General features: G+C 75.3%; 11 protein-coding genes. All 11 read left to right on the plus strand.

What is annotated here, in order from left to right; all coding sequences use genetic code 11:
• Positions 1 to 21: 21 nt before the first annotated feature.
• The 11 genes from AB0J72_RS49020 to AB0J72_RS49070 are packed head-to-tail and all read left to right on the plus strand — an operon-like array spanning position 22 to position 19624.
• Positions 22 to 6354, plus strand: a complete 6333-nt coding sequence (locus tag AB0J72_RS49020) for an amino acid adenylation domain-containing protein (RefSeq protein WP_363412903.1) — start codon at positions 22 to 24, stop codon at positions 6352 to 6354.
• A complete protein-coding gene (locus AB0J72_RS49025) occupies positions 6351 to 11768 on the plus strand; it encodes an amino acid adenylation domain-containing protein (protein WP_363412905.1) in 5418 nt (1805 codons plus the stop codon). The genes AB0J72_RS49020 and AB0J72_RS49025 overlap by 4 nt, the downstream gene beginning before the upstream one ends.
• On the plus strand, positions 11765 to 11938 hold the full coding sequence (locus AB0J72_RS49030; RefSeq protein ID WP_363412907.1) for an MbtH family NRPS accessory protein: 174 nt from the start codon (positions 11765 to 11767) through the stop codon (positions 11936 to 11938). The genes AB0J72_RS49025 and AB0J72_RS49030 overlap by 4 nt, the downstream gene beginning before the upstream one ends.
• A gap of 14 nt (positions 11939 to 11952) precedes the next feature.
• Positions 11953 to 12288 carry a phosphopantetheine-binding protein gene (locus tag AB0J72_RS49035; protein WP_363412909.1) on the plus strand — a complete coding sequence of 112 codons (336 nt, stop codon included), beginning with the start codon at positions 11953 to 11955 and terminating at the stop codon, positions 12286 to 12288.
• A 2-nt stretch (positions 12289 to 12290) separates the two neighbouring features.
• Complete coding sequence (locus tag AB0J72_RS49040) at positions 12291 to 13445, plus strand: glycosyltransferase family 4 protein (RefSeq protein WP_363412911.1); 1155 nt, start codon at positions 12291 to 12293, stop codon at positions 13443 to 13445.
• On the plus strand, positions 13442 to 14299 hold the full coding sequence (locus AB0J72_RS49045) for a thiamine pyrophosphate-dependent dehydrogenase E1 component subunit alpha (protein WP_363412913.1): 858 nt from the start codon (positions 13442 to 13444) through the stop codon (positions 14297 to 14299). Before AB0J72_RS49040 ends, AB0J72_RS49045 begins: the two co-directional genes overlap by 4 nt.
• Complete coding sequence (locus AB0J72_RS49050) at positions 14296 to 15279, plus strand: transketolase C-terminal domain-containing protein (protein ID WP_363412915.1); 984 nt, start codon at positions 14296 to 14298, stop codon at positions 15277 to 15279. The genes AB0J72_RS49045 and AB0J72_RS49050 overlap by 4 nt, the downstream gene beginning before the upstream one ends.
• A complete protein-coding gene (locus AB0J72_RS49055; RefSeq protein WP_363412917.1) occupies positions 15276 to 16376 on the plus strand; it encodes a 2-oxo acid dehydrogenase subunit E2 in 1101 nt (366 codons plus the stop codon). Before AB0J72_RS49050 ends, AB0J72_RS49055 begins: the two co-directional genes overlap by 4 nt.
• Before the next feature lie 34 nt (positions 16377 to 16410).
• On the plus strand, positions 16411 to 17028 hold the full coding sequence (locus AB0J72_RS49060) for a response regulator transcription factor (RefSeq protein WP_363412991.1): 618 nt from the start codon (positions 16411 to 16413) through the stop codon (positions 17026 to 17028).
• Positions 17029 to 17075: 47 nt separating this feature from the next.
• Entirely contained in the window at positions 17076 to 17651 is a 576-nt protein-coding gene (locus AB0J72_RS49065) for a D-alanyl-D-alanine carboxypeptidase family protein (RefSeq protein ID WP_363412919.1), read from the plus strand.
• Positions 17652 to 17659: 8 nt separating this feature from the next.
• Positions 17660 to 19624: an ATP-binding protein gene (locus AB0J72_RS49070; RefSeq protein WP_363412921.1), complete on the plus strand. Its 1965-nt coding sequence runs from the start codon at positions 17660 to 17662 to the stop codon at positions 19622 to 19624.
• The last annotated feature ends 43 nt before the right edge of the window (positions 19625 to 19667 follow it).

Here is a 19667-nt window from a genome sequence, read left to right on the forward strand (position 1 = left end):
GCCGCCGAACGGGCCCGGGCCATGTTCAACGACGCCTACGAGGCGAAGGGGGCAGAGGGGCGCGCGGCGCCCGCACCGCCGCCCGCCTGGCACGACACGGCCGCCGCCGTCCCCGACGCCACCGTCCTGGACCTCATCGCGCGGCAGGTGGCGGCTACCCCCGACGCCGTCGCCGTCGAGGACCACGACGGGCGGACGACATACGCGCAGCTGCTCCAGCGGGCCGGCGAGCTGGCCGGGCGGCTGCGGGCGGCCGGGTGCGCCGACGGCACCCTCGTCGCGGTCAGCCTGCCCCGGTCGGTGCGCCTGGTCGAGACGGTCCTCGGCGTGTGGCTGGCCGGCGGCGCGTACGTCCCGGTGGACCCCGACTACCCGCCGGCACGGCAGGCCATGGTCCTGCGGGACTGCGGCGCTGGGATCGTCGTGACCGGCGACGGCGTCACCGGCACGGCGACCGCCGCGCTACCCGGGATCGCCTACGTCCTCTACACGTCCGGCTCGACCGGCCGCCCCAAAGGCGTCGCCGTCGGCCATGCCGCGCTGAGCAACTTCATCGCCGACATGCGCGAGCGGACCGGCACGACCGCCGCCGCGCGCTGGCTCGCCGTCACGTCCCTCGCGTTCGACATCGCCGGGCTCGAACTGTTCCTGCCGCTGGTCACCGGCGCCACGATCGTCCTGGCCGGCGACGACCTGCTGCGCGACGGCCACGGCCTCGCCGCGCTGGTCGAGCGGGCCGGCGTCACCCACGTGCAGACCACCCCGTCGCGGTGGCGGCTGCTGCTCGCCGCCGGCTTCGACCGGCCGGGCTGCACCGCGCTGGTCGGCGGGGAGGCGCTGCCGCCCGCCCTGGCCCGGCAGCTGCGCGGCAGGGTCGGCCGGTTGACGAACGTCTACGGCCCGACGGAGACGACCATCTGGTCGACCGCCTGGGAGGTGCCCGCCGACCCCGGCGAGGTGCTGATCGGCCGGCCGATCGCCAACACCCGCGTGCACGTCTGCGACGACGCCGGGCGTGAGCTGCCGACCGGCGCAGTCGGCGAGCTGTGCATCGGCGGCCTCGGCGTCGCCCAGGGGTACCTCGACCGGCCGGGACTGACCGCCGACCGGTTCCGCCCCGACCCGTGGGGCCCGCCCGGCGCCCGGCTCTACCGCACCGGCGACCGGGCGAGATGGCGCGCCGACGGCCGGCTGCAGTTCCTCGGCCGCGCCGACAACCAGGTGAAGCTCGCCGGCCACCGCATCGAGCTGGGCGAGATCGAGGCGTGCCTGACCGCCCTGCCCCCGGTGCGGGACGCGGCGGTCACCGTCCACGACGACCGCCTGGTCGCGTACGTGGTGACCGGCGCGACCGCCGACCAGCTCCGCGACGCGCTCGCCGAGGTGCTGCCGGCGTACATGGTGCCGCGCCACTTCGTGATGCTGGACCGCCTGCCGCTGACCCCGAACGGCAAGCTCGACCGCGCCGCCCTGCCCGCCCCGGTCCTCGCCGGGCAGCCGCGCGGGGTGGCCCCGCGGACCGCCACCGAGCGGCTCGTCGCGGACGTGTGGGCCGACGTGCTCGGCCTCGCCGCGGTCGGCGTCGACGACGACTTCTTCTCCCTCGGCGGGCACTCGCTGCCGGCGATGACCGTGGCCGCCCGCCTCGGGGTGCCGGTCCGCGCGGTGTTCGCCTGCCCGGCCGTCGCCGCGCTCGCCGAGGAGGTGGACCGCCGCACGAGCGAGGGCGGCGGCACGAGGGCGGCGCCGATCGGCCCGCGCCCGGACCCGGCGGCCCCGGCGCCGTTGTCGGTGAACCAGCAGCGGCTGTGGTTCCTGCACCAGCTCGACCCGGCCGCCTACAACATGGCCGCCGTCCACCGCCTGCGCGGACCGGTCGACGCCGCCCGCCTCGAACGCGCGCTCGGCGTGGTCGCGGACCGGCACGACGTCGTCCGCGCCCGGATCTTCGAGCAGGACGGTGACCTCGTCCAGGTGCCCGGGCCGGCGGCCGTGCACCTGTCGCGGGCCGGCGCCGCCGGGGTGGACGAGGCCCGGGCCGCCGTCGCCGGGTGGGCGAACGCGCCGTTCGACCTCGAATCCGGCCCGCTGCTGCGCGCCGGGCTCGTGCGGCTCGGCCCCGAGGACCACGTGCTGTGCCTGGTGCTGCACCACATCGCCGGCGACGGCCGCTCCCTCGGCATCCTGCAGGAGGAGCTGCACGCCGCGTACCGCGACGACACGCTGCCGGACCTGCCGGTGCGCTACGCGGACTTCGCCGCCTGGCAGCGGGCGTTGCCGGCGGAGCACGACGAGGCGGCGCTGGAGCACTGGGCCGGGCGGCTCGACGGCGTGCCCGCGCTGGAGCTGCCCACCGACCGGCCCCGGCCGGCCACGCAGACGGCCCGGGGCGCGTTCGCCCGGCTGCGGCTGAGCGAGTCGCTGACCGCCGCGGTCGAACGGCTCGCGGAGACCCGCCGCTGCACCCTGTACATGCTGCTGCTCGCCGCCTACCAGGGGCTGCTCGCCCGGTACACGGGCCAGACCGACATCACCGTCGGCTCCTCGATCTCCGACCGGGCCCGGCCGGAGCTCGCCGGACTGATCGGGATGTTCGTCAACACGATCGTGCTGCGCACCGACCTGTCCGGCGACCCGACCTTCGACGAGCTGCTGCTCCGCGGCCGCGACGCTGCCCTCGCCGCCTACGCCCACCCGGACATCCCGTTCGAGCGGCTCACCGCGCGGCTCGACCTGCCCCGCGACCCGAGCCGCACCGCGCTGTTCCAGACGATGCTGATCCTGCACACCGAGACCGGCGCGGGCACCGACGTGCTGCCCGGCACCACCGCCGAGCTGTTCGACGACGGCCTCGAACAGGCGAAGTTCGACCTCATGCTCGACGCGTGGCGCGAGCCGGGCGGCATGCAGCTGGCCCTGAACTACCGCACCGACCTGTTCGACCCGGCCACCGCCGACCGGCTCCTGGCCAGGTTCGGCCGGCTCCTCGAGGCGGTCGTCGAGGACCCGTCCCGGCGACTGTCCACACTGGACCTGTTCGGGCCGGGGGAGCGGCGGGCGCTGCTGGCCGCCGGTGCCCGCGACGACCTGCCGGACGCCGGTGACGTGACCGACCTGATCGGGCACTGGGCCCGGCACACGCCGCAGGCGGTCGCGGTGTCGTGCGGCGGCACCGAGCTGACCTACGCCGAGCTGTGGCGCCGCTCGGCGCCGGCGGGACGGTCCGGCCTGGTGCCGGTCAGCCTGCCGCGCGGGATCGACCTCGTCGTCACGCTCCTGGCGGTGCTGCGTGCCGGTGCGGCCTATGTACCGATCGACCCCGCCTACCCGGACGAACGCCGGGACCTGCTGCACCGCGAGGTCGCGGCGGCCGCCGGGCAACCCACCGACGGGCTCGCCTACGTGATCTTCACGTCCGGCTCGACCGGCACCCCGAAGGGTGTCGCGGTGCCCCGCGGCGCCCTGAGCAGCCGGGTCGCGTGGATGCGGCACCGGTACGCGCTGACCCCCGCCGACCGGGTCGCGCAGTTCGCGTCCGTCAGCTTCGACACCCACGTCGAGGAGGTCTGGCCGACCCTGACCGCCGGCGCCCGCCTCGTCGTGCTCGAACCCGGCGACGACGTGCTGCGCGCCGACGTCACCGTGCTGGACCTGCCCACACCCTATTGGCACGAGCTCGTCGGCACGCTCGACGCGGCGCCGGTGCCGGCGGCGCTGCGGCTGCTCATCCTCGGCGCCGACCAGGTCCGCGCCGACGCCCTCGCCACCTGGTTCGACCAGGTCGGGGACCGGGTGGAGGTCCTCAACACCTACGGCCCGACCGAGGCGACGGTCATCGCCACCACCGCGGCCCTCACCGCCGCCGACACCGCGCACCGGCCGCCGATCGGCACCCCGATCGCCGGCACCCGCCTGTACGTCGTCGACGACCGGCTGCGGCTCGTCCCCGCCGGGGTGCCGGGCGAGCTGTGCATCGCCGGGCCCGGGCTGGCCCGCGGCTACCTCGGCAACCCCGGGCTCACCGCCGACCGGTTCCGCCCCGACCCGTTCGGCCCGGCCGGCGAGCGCATGTACCGCACCGGCGACCGCGTGCGGCTGTGCACCGACGGCCGGCTCGAGTTCCTCGGCCGCCTCGACGACCAGGTGAAGATCCGCGGCTACCGGGTCGAGCCCGGCGAGGTCGAGGCCGCCCTCGCCGCGCTGCCCGGCGTGCGGCAGGCGGCGGTCGTCGCCCGCACCGACAGCGCCGGGCACCTCGTCCTGGCCGGGTACGCCGCCGGCGACGCCCTCACGACCGGCGGGCTGCGCGCCGGGCTCGCCGAGGTGCTCCCGCCGTTCCTGGTGCCGACCCACCTCATGGTCCTGGACCGGGTGCCGCTCACCGTCAACGGCAAGGTCGACCGGGGCGCCCTGCCGGCACCGGTCGCGGCCGCCGGCGGGTACACCACCCCGCGGACCCCGACCGAGGACCTCGTCGCGCAGGTGTGGTCCGGAGTCCTGGGCGTGGACCGGGTCGGCGCCGACGACGACTTCTTCGCCCTCGGCGGCCACTCGCTCCTCGCCGTCTCCGTCGTCGCCAGGCTCAGCGCGGCGACCGGCCGCGACGTGCCGGTGCGAGCACTGTTCCTGCAGCCGACCGTCGCCGGGCTCGCCGCCGAGGTCGACCGGCTCCGCGCCGGTGCGGCCGCCGCCGCGCTGCCGCGCACCGACCCCGCCGGGCCGGCACCGCTGTCGTTCGGCCAGCAACGACTGTGGCTGCTGCACCAGCTCGACCCCGCCGACGCCTCCTACAACATCCCCGTCGCGTACCGGCTGCGCGGGCCGGTCGACGTGCCCGCGCTGGAACGCGCGCTGCAGGCCGTCGTCGACCGGCACGACGCGCTGCGCACCCGGTTCCTGACCGTCGACGACGAGCCGGTCCAGGTCGTCGCCCCCGCCCGCATCACGCTGGACACGGCGACCGGCGGGTCCGCCGCCGCGGTCGTCTCGGCGTGGAGCAACACCCCGTTCGATCTCACCGGAGGGCTGCTGCTGCGGGCCGGCCTGGTCGAGGTCGGGCCCGACGAGCACGTGCTGAGCCTGGTGCTGCACCACATCGCCGGCGACGGTCGCTCCCTCGGCATCCTCGTGCGGGACCTGCGCGCCGCGTACGCCGGGCAGCCGCTGCCCGAGCCCGGGGCGCGGTACGCGGACTTCGCCGCGTGGCAGCGGGCGCAGCCGGACGACGAGGCCGCCTACTGGCGCGACCGGCTCAGCGGGGTCCCGGTGCTGGACCTGCCGACCGACCGGCCCCGCCGCGAGGGGTTCGCCGGTGATTTCCTCGTCCACGACGTCCCCGCGGCCGCAGGCATCCGGCGGCTCACCGCCGACGCCCGGTGCACCCCGTTCATGGTGCTGCTCAGCGTGTACCAGGTGCTGCTGGCCCGGTTCGCCGGGCAGGACGACTTCTGTGTCGGCACGCCCGTCGAGCACCGGACGCGGGCCGAGGTCGCCGACGTCGCCGGGTTCTTCGTCAACACCCTCGCCCTGCGTGCCGACCTCGCCGGCGACCCGACCTTCCGGCAGCTGCTCGCCCGCACCCGGGACGCCGTCCTGGCCGGGCTGGCGCACCAGGAGGTGCCGTTCGACCGCCTGCTCACGGCGGTGGACGTGCCCCGGCTGCCGGACCGCACCCCGCTGTTCCAGACCATGTTCACCCTGCACACGGAGGACGCCGCCGGCACCGACGTGCTGCCGGGCGTCGTCGCGGAGTTCTACGATCCGGGGGTCCGGCAGGTCAAGTTCGAGCTGAGCCTCGACGTGTGGCGCACCGCCTCGGGGCTGCGGCTGGTGTTCGGCTACCGGACCGACCTGTTCGACCGCCGGACCGTCGCGGGCCTGGCCGAGCGGTACGCCGCCCTGTGCGCCGCCGTCCTCGACGCGCCCGACGCGCCGCTGTCCACAGTGGACGCGGTCGGCGACGGGGACGAGCGGCTGCGGTTGCTGGCGGTGCGGCCGCGACCCGTACACGCGACGACGACGCCGGCCGTGCAGGGGTACGTGCCGCCGCGCACGTCCGCGGAGGAGCTCGTCGCGGAGATCTGGTGCGACGTGCTCGGCCTGCCACGGGCCGGGGTCCACGACGACTTCTTCGCCGTCGGCGGCCACTCGCTGCTCGCGATGAAGGTCGTCGGGCGGCTGCGGGCGGCGACCGGCACCGACGTGCCGCTGCGGACCGTCTTCACCCACCCGGATCTCGCGGGGCTCGCCGCGGCCGTCGAGGAGCTGATTCTGGCGGACCTGTCGGATCTGACCGACGACGAGGCCGAGGCGCTCCTGAAGGCGGAAGAGGCAGCGGAAGGGGTACAGCGGTGACCACGACCCAGGACGTGTCGGCGACCAGGCGGGCGCTGCTGGAACGCCGGCTGCGCCGGCAGGCGCCGGCCGAGGCCGGCATCCCGCGCCGCGACCCGGGTGCCCCCGCGCCGCTGTCGTTCGCCCAGGAACGGCTCTGGTTCCTGGAGCAGTTCGCCCCCGGCAGCGGCGCCGCCACCATCCCGGTCGTGCTGCGCCTGCACGGCCCGCTCGACGCCGACGCCCTCGCCGCCGCGCTCACCCGCGTCGTCGCCCGGCACGAGCCGCTGCGCAGCCGGTTCGTCGATGACGGCGACGGCCGCCCGCAGCTGCGCGTCGACCCGCCGGCCCCGGTGCACCTGCCGGTGCTCGCCGCCGCCGACCACGACGAGGCGCACGCGATCGTCGCCCGGCACGTCACCGAGCCGTTCGACCTGGCCGCCGGCCCGCCGCTGCGCCCGGCCCTGGTCCGGCTCGCCGACGACGACCACCTGCTCGTCCTCGCCGTGCACCACATCGTCACCGACGGCTGGTCGATGGACCTGTTCGCGGCCGAGCTGACCGCCGCCCTGGACGCCGGGCCGGCCGCCCTCGAAGCTGGGCAGGCCGCCGGGCCGGCCGGCGGCGACCTGCCAGAGCTGCCCGTCACCTACGGCGACTACGCCGCCTGGCAGCGCGAGCGGATGGCGGGCCCGGCGAAGGACGCCGACCTCGCCTACTGGCGCGCGGCGGTCGCCGGGGTCGAGCCGCTGGACCTGCCGCTGGACCACCCCAGGCCGGCCCGGCAGACGTTCCACGGCGCCGAGCACACCGTCGACCTCGGCGGGGACCTCCGCGACGCGCTGCACGAGCTCGCCCGCGCGCACGGCGCGACCCTGAGCATGGTGCTGCTCGCCGCGTTCCAGGCGGTGCTCGGCCGCACCGGCGGCCAGACCGGCTTCGCGGTCGGCTCACCGGTCGCCGGGCGGGTGCGGCCCGAGCTGGAGCGGCTCGTCGGGATGTTCGTCAACACCCTCACGCTGCGCGCGGACCTGTCCGGCGACCCGACCTTCGCCGAGCTGCTGCACCGGACCCGGGAGACCTGCCTGGACGCGTACGCGCACCAGGAACTGCCGTTCGAGCAGCTCGTGCAGGAGCTGAACGTGCCGCGCGACGTGCGCCGCCCACCGCTGTTCCAGGCGCTGTTCGCGATGCAGAACTACCAGGAGGCGACCGGCGAGCGCCCGGGCGGGCTGACGTTCGGGCACTGGCCGGCGCCGGTCACCGCGACCCGCTTCGAGGTGGAGCTGTACGTCAAGGAGGGCCCCGGCGAGCTGTGGGCGACCCTGGTGTACAACACCGACCTGTTCGCGCCGGCGACCGCGCACCGCTTCGCCGGGCACCTGGACAGGTTCCTGCGTGCGGTCGCCGCCGACCCGGGGCTTCGCCTGTCCGATGTGGACCTGCTGACCGGCGAGGAGCGCGCCGGCCTCGTACGCCCGCCGGTCCACGTGGACGTCGACCCGCACGCCACCCTGACGTCGCTGATCGACCGCATGCTCGTCGAGCACGCCGGCGCGACCGCCGTCACGTTCGACGGGCGGCACCTGACCTACGCCGAGCTCGACGCCCGCTCCGCCGCCCTGGCCCGGCACCTGCCGGCGGGCAGCCTCGTCGCGGTGTGCGCCGACCGGTCGTTCGAGCTGGTCGTCGCGCTGCTCGCGGTGCTGCGGGCCGGCGCGGCCTACGTGCCGCTCGACCCCGGCTACCCCGCCGACCGGCTCCGGTTCATGATCGAGGACGCGAAGGCCCCGGTCGTGCTGGTCCAGCGGCGGCACCTCGGCAAGCTGCCCCCGGGCGGCACCGCGACCGTCATCGACCTCGACGACGTACCGGCCGGCGGCGGCTCCGTGAGCGGGCCGCGCCCGGACGACGTCGCGTACGTCATCTACACCTCCGGCTCCACCGGCCGGCCCAAGGGCGTCCCGAACACCCACCGGGGCATCGTCAACCGCCTGGACTGGATGCAGCGCCGGTTCCGGATCGGGCCCGGCGACACCGTCCTGCAGAAGACCCCGGCCGGGTTCGACGTCTCGGTCTGGGAGTTCTTCTGGCCGCTGATGACCGGCGCCCGGCTCGTCCTCGCCCGGCCCGACGGCCACCGCGACGCCGACTACCTGCGTGACCTCATCGTCGCCGAGCGGGTCACCACCGTGCACTTCGTCCCGTCGATGCTGGCGGTCTTCCTCGCCGCCGACGGTGTCGCCGGGTGCACGTCGCTGCGCCGGATCGTGTGCAGCGGCGAGGAGCTGCCCGCCGACCTGGCCCGCCGGTGCGTCGCCACCCTCCCCGCCGAGTTGCACAACCTGTACGGGCCGACCGAGGCCGCGATCGACGTGTCGGCGTGGCAGTGCGACGGCGACGCGCTCACCGGCCAGGCTCGCGTCCCGATCGGCCACCCGATCCAGAACATCGCCCTGTACGTCCTGGACGACCGGCTGCGGCCCGTCCCGGTCGGTGTTCCCGGGCAGCTGTTCATCGCCGGCGCCGGCCTCGCCACCGGCTACCTGCACCGGCCGGCGCTGACCGCGGAACGGTTCCGTCCCGACCCGTACGGGCCGCCCGGCACCCGCATGTACGCCACCGGCGACCTCGCCCGCCGCCTCGCCGACGGTTCCATCGACTTCCTCGGCCGGATCGACACCCAGGTCAAGCTCCGCGGGCTGCGCATCGAGCTCGGCGAGATCGAGGTGGCGCTGCGCGCCGTGCCCGGTGTCCTCGACGCGGCCGTCATCGTCCGCGAGGACCGCCCCGGCGACAAGAAGCTCGTCGCGTACCTGGTGGGGGAGTGCGACGGCACCGCCGCGCTGCGCACGGCACTCAAACACCGGCTGCCGGACTACATGGTCCCGGCCGCGTTCGTCACGCTGCCGGCGCTGCCGCTGAGCCCCAACGGCAAGCTCGACCGCAAGGCGCTGCCCGCCCCGCAGCTCCGCCGGGACGCCACCGACCTCGTCGAGCCGTCCACGGACAGCGAACGCCTCGTCGCCGGCATCTGGCGGGAGCTGCTCGACGTCGACCGGATCGGCGTCGACGACGACTTCTTCGACCTCGGCGGGCACTCCCTCATCGCCACGCAGGTCGTCGCGCGGCTGCGCAAGACCGCCGGCGCCGGGATCTCCGTCCTCGACACGTTCCAGCACCGCACCGTGCGGGACCTGGCCGCGCTGCTCGACCAGCCCGCCGCGGCCCGCGGACCGCGGCCCCTGCTCAACGAGCTGACCCGCCCGGTGCCGCCGGACCAGCGCGTCGGGTCCCTGGTCTGCGTCCCGTACGGCGGCGGCAGCGCCGTCGTCTACCAGCCGCTCGCCGACGCCCTGCCGGCCGGCTGGTCGCTCTTCGCCGTCGCGATCCCCGGCCAGGACATCGGCCTGCGGGAGGAGCCGCTGCCGCTGGACGAGCTGGCCGCCCGCTGCACCCAGGAGATCCTGGAGAAGGTCGACGGCCCGGTGATCGTCTACGGTCACTGCGGCGTCGGCTCGTCCGTCGCCGTCGAGCTGGCGCGGCGCCTGGAGGCCGCGCGGCGCACCGTCGAGGCGGTCTACATCGGCGCGGTGTTCCCGTTCGCGCGGCCCACCGGCCGGTTCAGCGGGCTGCTGTCGAAGCTCGCCGGCCGCGAGGCGCTGCTGAGCAACCGCGTCTACGAGAACTGGATGCGCTCGATGGGCGTCGACATGGCCGAGTTCGACGCGGCCGAGGCCGACGAGATCATCCGCACGATGCGCGAGCACTCCCGCATCGCCGAGGACTACTTCACCGGCCTGTTCGAGGCGAAGATCGACAAGCTGCGGGCGCCGGTCATCTCCGTCGTCGGCGACCGCGACCCGCAGACCGAGTTCGCCCGGGAACGGTTCAAGGAGTGGCACTTCCTCACCGACTCGGCCGCCCTGGTCGTCCTCGACGAGGGCGGGCACTTCTTCCTGCGGTACCGCTCGGCCGAGCTGGCCGGCATCGTCACCGCCGTGCACGCCACGGACGTCCCGCTCGCCGACCCAGACGGCGGCTGGAAGGTCGCCGAACGGTCCACGTCGGACGGTGGGCGGGCCGCCGCGCCCGACGGCCCGCAGCCGAGCATGCGCCGGTTCCTCACCGTCGCCGGCGGTCAGCTCGTGTCGATCGTCGGGTCGGCGCTGACCGAGTTCGCCGTTCCGCTGTGGATCTACCTGGAGACCGGTTCGCTGGTGCGGTTCGCGGTCTTCGCCGTCCTGGGCCTCGTCCCCGGCATGCTCGTCGCGCCGTTCGCCGGGGCGGTGGTCGACCGCTACGACCGGCGCAAGGTGATGCTGTTCGGTGACGTCGCCGCCGGGTCCAGCCAGGCCGTCCTGCTCGTGCTGGCGCTGAGCGGCACGCTGCGGGTCGGGCACATCTACGTGCTGCTCGTCGTGCTGTCGGTCGCGCTGACCTTCCAGCGCCTCGCGTTCGCGTCCGCGGTGCCGCAGCTGGTGCCGAAGCGGTACCTCGGCCACGCCAACGGCATCGTCCAGCTCACCTTCGGGGCCGGCCAGTTCATCGTGCCGCTCGCCGCGGCCGGGCTGATGGCGACCGTCGGGCTGCGCGGCGTGCTGCTGTTCGACGTCGCCAGCTACACCGTCGCGGTCGCCGTGCTGCTCGCCGTCAAGTTCCCCCGCACCCTGGCGTGGGTCCGGCGCGAGACGTTCTGGCAGGAGGTCGTCGGCGGCTGGCGCTACGCCCTCGGCCCCGGCGGCCTGCGGCCCGTCCTGGTGTTCTTCGCCGTGCTCAACCTGTTCATGACCCCGCTGTTCCTGCTGCTGTCGCCGCTGGTGCTGTCCTTCGCGGACCTCGACGCGGTCGCGCGGGTCAGCATGGCCGGCGGCCTGGGCGCGATCGTGGGCGGCCTGCTCATGAGCTTCTGGGGCGGGCCGCGGCAACAGCGGGTCCGCGGGATGCTCCTGCTCGTGCTCGCCCTGGCGGTGTGCAGCGCGCTGCCGGGCCTGCGCGCCAACGAGCTGCTGATCGCCGCCGGCGCCCTCGGCATGTCCCTCGGGCTGACCGTCACCAACGGCGTCTACACCACCATCGTCCAGGTCAAGGTGCCGCAGCGGTTCCACGGGCGGGTCTTCGCGGTCAACACCGTCATCGCGTTCTCCACCATCCCGATCGGCTACGCCGTCGTCGGCCCGCTCGGCAGCAGGCTGCTCGAGCCGCTGATGGCCCCGGGCGGCGCGCTCGCCGGCAGCGTCGGCGCCCTCATCGGCACCGGACCCGGCCGCGGCACCGCCCTGCTGTTCCTGCTCCTCGCCACGGTGATGGCGGCCCAGGTCCTGGTGTCGTTGCGGCTGCCCAGCCTCGCCGGGTTCGACGCCCGGGTGCCGGACGCTGCACCCGACGACCTCATCGGCGCGCAGGCACGCGCCGCGAAGAAGGAGAAGACATGAGCGACGCGTTTCTCGTCGTCCGCAACGACGAGGAGCAGTACTCGATCTGGCCGGAGGGCGACGACCTGCCCGCGGGCTGGCACGCCGAAGGCACCGCCGGCACGCGCGAGTGGTGCCTGCAGCACATCGACGCGGTGTGGACCGACATGCGCCCCCGCAGCGCCAGGTGAAGGAGGAGCCCGACATGTCCTTACTGGACGGTGCCGACGCCACCGAAGCGGCGGTCGCGAAGATCTGGACGGAGCTCGGGCTGCGCCCGGAGTCCCTCGACGACGACTTCTTCGCCCTCGGCGGGCAGTCCCTGACGCTCGTGGCGTTCCTGGCCCGCGTCCAGGAGACCCTCGGGGTGGAGGTGCCGGTCGACACCCTCTTCGACGAGGACCTCACCGTCGCCTACGCCGCCCGGGTGGTCACCGACGCGCAGCTCGCCGCCCTGCCGCCGGACGAGCTCGCCGCGGTCCTCGCCGAGCTCGACGGCATGAGCGACGCCGAGGTCGCCGCGCTGGTCGAGGCGGACTGAGCATGCGGGTCCTCCTCGCGCAGAACATGCGGTTCCTGCCCAGCCACGGCGGCGCGAACCGGGCCAACCGGATCCTCATGGAGGGGCTCGCGGCTCGCGGCCACCGGTGCGTGGCGGTCACCCCGCTGCACGCCACCGAGCACCGGCTGAGCACCGCGGACTTGACCGCCTACCTCGCCGGGCTCGGCGTCACCGCCACCGACACCGGCGACGCCCTCGTCTACACCCATCGCGGGGTCGAGGTCCACGCCGTGCTCGCCGGGCCGAAGCTGCCCCGCTACCTGCGGGCCGTCGCCGCCGAGGAGGAGCCCGACCGGGTGCTCGTGCCGTCCGACGACCCCGGGCTGCTCATGCTCGGCACGGCGCTGCGGGCGGCCCCGGACCGGGTGGTGTACCTGGTGCACACCCTGCAGCAGCTGCCCTTCGGGCCGCGCGCGTTCTACCCCAGCGAGTCCGGCGTCCGGCTGGTGCGCCGCGCGGCGGCGGTCGTCGCCATCAGCCGGGCCGGCCGGGACTACGTCCGGCAGCACGCCGGCATCGACGCGTCCCTGATTTACCCGCCCGTCTACGGCACCGGCCCGTGGCCGCGGGCGGACGGCGGCGGGGCGGTGACGATGGTCAACCCGTGCGGGTTCAAGGGGCTGCCGATCCTGCTCGGCCTCGCCGACGCCCTGCCCGGCCGGCGGTTCCTGGCCGTGCCCACCTGGGGGACGACCGCCGCGGACCGGGAGCAGCTGGCGGCCCGTCCCAACATCGACGTCATCGCGCCCGTCGACGACATCGGCACGCTCTTCGCCCGCACCCGGGTGCTGCTGATGCCGTCGCTTTGGGACGAGACCTTCGGCTACACCGCCGTCGAGGCGATGCTGCACGGTGTGCCGGTCCTCGCCGCGGACGTCGGCGGTCTCGGCGAGGCGAAGCTCGGCGTGCCCTACCTGCTGCCCGTCACCCCGATCACCCGGTATGAGCCGGGCACGCTGTTCCCGCAGCCCGTCCTGCCGCCGCAGGACCCGGCACCCTGGCTCGACGCCCTGCGCCGCCTCGACGACCCGGGGCACCACGCCGAGGTCGCCGCCGCCGGGCGGCACGCGGCCCGGTCCTTTGTGGACGGTCTGGACGCCGAGGCCTTCCCGCACCTGCTGGAGAAGTGCGGATGACCGGCGCCGACCTGCGGATGCTGCTGCTGATCCGGCACTTCGAGCTCGCCCTGCTCGACCTCTTCGCGCGCGGGCTCGTCCACGGCACCACCCACACCTGCCTCGGGCAGGAGCCGGTGCCGGTCGCGCTCAGCGCGCTGCTGCACGACGACGACTTCCAGCTGAGCAACCACCGCGGTCACGGCCACTACCTGGCCCGCTTCGACGACCCGGCCGGCCTGCTGGCCGAGATCCTCGGCCGCGACGGCGCCGTCAACCTCGGCGTCGGCGGCAGCCAGCACCTCAAACGCGGCAGGTTCCTCACCACCGGCGTGCAGGGCGCCGGCGTGCCGGTCGCCGCCGGCACCGCCCTGCACCTGTCCCGGCACGAGCCCGGCCGGATCGCCTGCGTCCACATCGGCGACGGCACCTGGGGCGAGGGCGCCGTCTACGAGGCGCTCAACCTCGCCGCGCTGTGGCGCCTGCCGCTCGTCGTCGCCGTGGAGCACAACGGGATCGCGCAGAGCACCCCGACCGCCGACCAGCTCGCGGGGACGATCGCCGGCCGCGCCGCCGCGTTCGGCATCCCGCACCTGCACGTGCCCTGCGAGGACGTGACGGCCATGCGGTCGCTGCTCGCCGGCCCGCTCCAGCGGGTCCGCGACGGCGGCGGCCCGCTCGTCGTCGAGTTCGCCACCCACCGGCTCGGCCCGCACAGCAAGGGCGACGACCCGCGCCCCGCCGCGGAGCTCGACCGGCTCCGGGCCCGGGACTGGTACCCGCCGCACGCCGGCACACCCGCCGACACCGAGCAGCGGGACCGGGTCGCCGCCGTCGTCGAGGAGGTGGTGGCGAGATGTCTGGTCAGCGCGTGAGCGAGAGTCTGAACGCGGCGCTGTACAAGGCGCTCGCCGACGACCCGCGGCGCTACCTCATCGGCGAGGACCTCGCCGACCCGTACGGTGGCGCGTTCAAGGTCACCCGCGGCCTGTCGACGGCCTTCCCCGGCCAGGTGCTCAGCACGCCGATCAGCGAGGCCGCGATCGTCGGCCTCGCCAACGGGCTGGCCCTCGCCGGGTCCAGCGCCATCGTCGAGATCATGTTCGCCGACTTCGCGACGCTCGCCTTCGACCAGCTCGTCAACTTCGCCGCCAAGTCCGTCACGATGTACGGCCACCGCGTGCCGATGCCGCTCCTGGTGCGGTGCCCGACCGGCGGCAACCGCGGCTACGGCCCCACCCACAGCCAGAGCCCGCAGAAGCACTTCCTCGGGGTGCCGTCGCTGGACGTGTACGAGCTGACCCCGTTCCACGACACGACCGACCTCGTCGCCGGCATGCTCGCCACCGGCCGGCCCGGGCTGCTCTTCGAGGACAAGGTCCTCTACACCGAGCGGATGTTCACCGGCGACGACCTGCTGCGCCACGACCTCGTCGGGGACTGGCCCGGCTGGGCCCGCACCACGGTCGTCGGACCGGGCGACGACTACGCCGTCCTCGCCCCCGGCGGGCTGTCCTCGCGTGCCCTGGCCGCGATGCGCTCGGCGTTGCTCACCCACGAGCTCAGCGGGGCCCTGCTCACCCCGGCCCGCCTGTACCCGCTGGACCTGGCGCCCGTGCTGGCGACCGTTGCCGCCGCCCGGCGGGTGCTGGTGGTCGAGGACGGCCCGCCCGGCGCCGGCTGGGCGACCGAGGTCGCGTTCCAGCTGCAGACCGCGCTGTGGGGTCGGCTGCGGCGCCCGGTGCGCGTGCTGCAGGCCGCCGACGCCGTCGTGCCCGCGGCCCGGCACCTGGAGCGCTCGGTGCTCGTCCAGGCGCCGGCCATCGCCGCGGAGCTGCTCAGGGAGGACGCGTGACCGAGATCCGGGTGCCGCAGCTGAACGCCAACGACGTGACCTACACGCTCGTCGAGTGGCTGGTCGAACCCGGCGGCCCCGTCGCGGCCGGCGACCCGGTCGCGACCGTGGAGACGTCGAAGGCCGCCGAGGAGCTGCCGAGCCCCGCCGACGGTGTGGTGCAGCACCTCCTCGCGGCCGGTGCCGAGTGCGCGGTCGGCGCCGTGATCGGCCGCGTCGCGCCGGCCCTGCCCGCGCACACCGCCGCCGCCGCCACGGTGCAGGACGAGCAGATCATCACGGAGCCGGCGCGGCGGCTGATCGCGGAGCGGGGGATCGACCCCGCCCTCGTGCGGGCCCTGGACACCCGGGTCGTGCGGACCGCCGACCTGGCGGCGCTCCTGCCGCCGGACCCGGTGGCCTCGTCCGCGCCGGCCGGTGCCCAGGCGCTGCCGCCCGTCCAGCAGGCCGTCGTGGCCGTCGTCACCGAGTCCCACCGGAGCATTCCCGCGGCGTTCGTGGCGGTGAAGGTACACCTGGACAACGCCATCCGGCGCGGGCAGCTGCTCACCCGGGAGCACAAGCGCATGATCGGCATGCCCGAGCTGCTCATCGCGGCGATCGGCGCCCAGCTCGCCAGGCACCCCGGCTGCTTCGGGGCGTTCGAACCGCCGCACCACGTCCGGCCCGCCGCGACCGCCGACGTCGGCGTGACGATGGACGTCGGCCGCGGCCTGCACGTCCCGGTGGTCCGCGACGCCGCGGCGGCGGGCATCCGGGAGATCGCCGAACGGCTGATGGCGCTGCGGATGACCGCGCTGCGCGGCACGTTCCGCGCCGGCGACCTGACCGGCGCCACGATCATGCTGGCCCTGCACACCGACGACGACGTGACGGTCGCGGTGCCGATCGTCCAGCCCGGCACCGTGTGTGCACTCTCCCTCGCCGGCCGCACCACGGAGCTCGACCTCGACGACGCCGGCACCGTGGTGCGGCGCACCGTCGTGCAGCTCGGCGTCGCCTACGACCACCGGGTCGTCAACGGCCGCGAGGCGGTCGAGCTGCTCCGCGACCTGCGCGACGCCTTGCAGCAACCACCGGAGGGTGCCGCCGTCTAGGGTTGCCGGTGTGATCGGTGTGCCTGTACGGGTGATGGTGGTGGACGACCACCCGATGTGGCGGGACGGGGTGGCACGGGATCTGACCGACGCCGGCTACCTGGTCACCGCCGTGATCGGCGAGGGAGCCCAGGCGCTGCGGGTCGCGCGGGCGGCCCGCCCCGACGTGGTCGTGCTCGACCTGCAGCTGACCGACCTGTCCGGCGTCGAGGTGATCGGCGGGCTGCTCGAGGCGCTGCCCGAGGTGCGCGTCCTCATGCTGTCCGCCAGCGGGGAGCAGCGCGACGTGCTCGACGCGCTGAAGGCGGGTGCCACCGGCTACCTGGTGAAGTCGGCGGGGCGGCAGGAGTTCCTGGAGGCGGTGCGCCGCACCGTGGAGGGCGAGGCCGTGTTCACCGCCGGGCTGGCCGGCCTGGTGCTCGGGGAGTACCGGAAGCTGGCCCGGTCCACGAGCGGCGGGCCCGAGCTGACCGCGCGGGAGACCGAGGTCCTGCGGCTGGTCGCCAAGGGCCTGCCGTACAAGCTGGTGGCGGAGGACCTGGGGCTCTCGGTCCGCACGGTGCAGAACCATGTGCAGAACACGCTGGGGAAGCTGCAGCTGCACAACCGCAGCGCGCTGGTGCGCTACGCACTCGAGCACGGGCTCGACTGAGTACTTCTACTCATGCCCGGCCGCCGCCGGTGCGGAATGTTCTGTGCATGGCCCTGAACCAATCGATGGTGGTCGCCCAACGGCACGGCGTCGTCCGGCGCCGTGACCCGCTGTACCGCGCCGTCACCCGCCTGCTGGCCGTCTCGCTGACGCCGGTCGCCGCTCTGGTCGCGCCGGGGCGGGCGCGGCACACCGCCTGCCAGTGGGCGCTGACCCTGCGCTTCCCGGCCGAGGACCTGGCCGGGCTCACCCCTGCGACGCGGGCGGCGTTCGAGGCGGCCCGCACGCGGGCGTTGTGGCGGCACGGCGAGCTGCTCGGGCTGACCTCCGGCCACCGGGACGCGGCCGCCCAGGCCGCGCTGTACGCCGCGCAGGTCGAGCGCTGCGGTTCGGAGGAGCTGGCCCGGCGGTGGACGCTGCCGCCGGACGAGTCGCGGCACGTCGCGGGCCTGGCCCTCGACGTGCGGCCGTCGGAGGGTGCGCGCTGGCTCGAGGTGTACGGCGCGCGGTACGGCCTGTACCGGATGTATGACAACGAATGGTGGCATTTCGAATACCACCCGGACGGCCGGCCGGCCCGTCTGGCGCACCCGGCCGCCGCGCACGCGGCCCATCGGTCATGATCATCGGCATGCATGAGCGGACGTTGCGGTGGTGGATCGCGCTGGCGGGTCTGGGCGGCGGTCTGCTGGTCGCGGTGGTGCAGTCCTCGCACGGGGGAGGATTCTCGCCGCGGCTCGGCGTGCAGGGGCCCGACGCGTACTACGGGCCCGACCCGTACACGCCGCTGATCCCCACCGCGGCGACCGTGCTGGCGCTGTGCCTGCTGCGCTGGTGGCCCTACCTGCTGACGGCGGGCGGGCTGCTGTGCGTGCCGATCGCGTGGCCGGACCTGGTCCCGTATCCGGACACGATGACCTTCTACCACCTGTCCAGCGCGGCGTTCCCGGTCCTCGCCATCGGGGCGCTGGCCGCCGCGCAGCGGCTGCTGTGCACCGGCGCGCCGGGGCTGGGCGCCGTCGTGGCCGGCCTCGTCATCGGGTTCGGCCTCTTCGGCCAGGCCCTGCCGGGCACCATCTACCAGTTCATGGACCCGGCGCTGCCCATCTGGCGCGGGTTGCTGGTCGTGGCCGGCCTCGCCGCCGTCGCCCCGGCGACCTGGTGGTGGCGGCGCGGCGATCCCGCCGCCGTCGGGCAGCCGGACGAGAAGGCCTGGAGCTGGAAGCGGCTGCGGCCGATCGTCACCGGCGGGCTGGTGGCGCTCGTGGCGCTGCCGTTCGCCATGCTCTCCACCGAGCGGCTCGCGGACCTGCTGGGCGTCAGCTGGCGGACGCTCGCCAACACCCCGAACGCCAGGACCGCCATTCTCGGCGGGATGACCCTCGCGGCGGCGGCGATCCTGGCCACGCTGGCCGGGGTGTGGTCGCTGGCCGGGGCGCTGACCGCGGCGACGGCGCAGATCGCGGTCTCCGCGCCGCTGGCGATCGCGCTGCTCGCGACCAGGGACGCGGGCCCCGCCCGCTGGTCCGCCGCGCTGCTGGGGGTGGCGATCGGCGTGGCCGCCGCGGCGACCAGGTGGCGGGTCGCGGCCACGGTCGCGCTCACGGTGGGCGCGGCGACGTGCCTGTTCATCGCGTTCTCGGGCACGAGCGGCGACCCGCAGAAGCTCGCCGGGCAGTACGGTGCGACGCCGGCGCTGCTGATGATCGTGCTGGTCACCGGGGCCGCGACCGCGGTCGCCGGGGCGACCGCGCCGGTGCTCGCCCCGCGCGGCTCGCTCCCCGCGGTCCTCGGCCCGATCGCCGGCGTGCTCGTCGTCGCCGGCGTCAAGACCGCCCCGGTGATCGAGCTGGGTGGCGCGGCGCCGCGGTCGATCGGCACGTCGCTCCGCCTCGACACCGCCGGCATCCTGCTGCTGGTGTCGGCCGCGGCGATCGGCGGGCTGGGCATCGCGCACTATCTCTCCGAGCGCTGGGCGGAGCGCAAGCAGGCCGAGCTGATCCGGCAGGAGGCGGCCGCCGCGGAGCGGGACCGGCTGGCCCGGCCGATCCACGACGGCGTGCTGCAGGTCCTCGCCATGGTCCAGCGCGAGGGCTCGGAGCTCGGCGGCGCCGGCGCCCAACTGGCGGCGCTGGCCGGCGAGCAGGAGGTGGCCCTGCGGAACCTGCTCAGCGGCAACCCGTCGCCGCCCGGCGCGGGCTCCGAGGCCGACCTGCGGGCCAAGCTCACCGGGCTGTCCTCGCCCGCCGTCGACGTCGCCGCCCCGGTCGACCCGGTCATGCTGCCGGCCGCCGTCGCGGCCGAGCTGTTCGCGGCGGTCCAGGCGGCCCTGGACAACGTCCGGCAGCACGCCGGCCCCGGCGCGCGGGCCTGGATCCTCCTGGAGGACGAGGACGACGGGGTGCGCGTGACGGTCCGCGACGACGGTGCCGGCTTCGAGCCGCACCGGCTGCGGGACGCGGCCCGGGCCGGCCGCCTGGGGGTGGAGCAGTCGATCCGCGGCCGGATCCACGACCTCGGCGGCACCGCGACCGTCAAGAGCCGCCCGGGCATCGGCACCGAGGTCGAGCTGTGGGTTCCGTTCCCCGCGCGGTGACCGGGGCGTGGGCCGGGAACGCGGCCGGGAGGTGAATTGCCGG

Origin of the sequence: Dactylosporangium sp. NPDC049742 (genome assembly GCF_040674675.1) — a bacterium.
In the GTDB taxonomy this organism is placed as follows: domain Bacteria; phylum Actinomycetota; class Actinomycetes; order Mycobacteriales; family Micromonosporaceae; genus Dactylosporangium; species Dactylosporangium maewongense.

Coding starts and splice junctions, on each gene's coding strand:
- AB0J72_RS49020 (WP_363412903.1), top strand. CDS start 22: ATGTTCAACGACGCCTACGAGGCGAAGGGGGCAGAGGGGCGCGCGGCG.
- AB0J72_RS49030 (WP_363412907.1), top strand. CDS start 11,765: ATGAGCGACGCGTTTCTCGTCGTCCGCAACGACGAGGAGCAGTACTCG.
- AB0J72_RS49035 (WP_363412909.1), top strand. CDS start 11,953: ATGTCCTTACTGGACGGTGCCGACGCCACCGAAGCGGCGGTCGCGAAG.
- AB0J72_RS49040 (WP_363412911.1), top strand. CDS start 12,291: ATGCGGGTCCTCCTCGCGCAGAACATGCGGTTCCTGCCCAGCCACGGC.
- AB0J72_RS49045 (WP_363412913.1), top strand. CDS start 13,442: ATGACCGGCGCCGACCTGCGGATGCTGCTGCTGATCCGGCACTTCGAG.
- AB0J72_RS49060 (WP_363412991.1), top strand. CDS start 16,411: ATGGTGGTGGACGACCACCCGATGTGGCGGGACGGGGTGGCACGGGAT.
- AB0J72_RS49065 (WP_363412919.1), top strand. CDS start 17,076: ATGGCCCTGAACCAATCGATGGTGGTCGCCCAACGGCACGGCGTCGTC.
- AB0J72_RS49070 (WP_363412921.1), top strand. CDS start 17,660: ATGCATGAGCGGACGTTGCGGTGGTGGATCGCGCTGGCGGGTCTGGGC.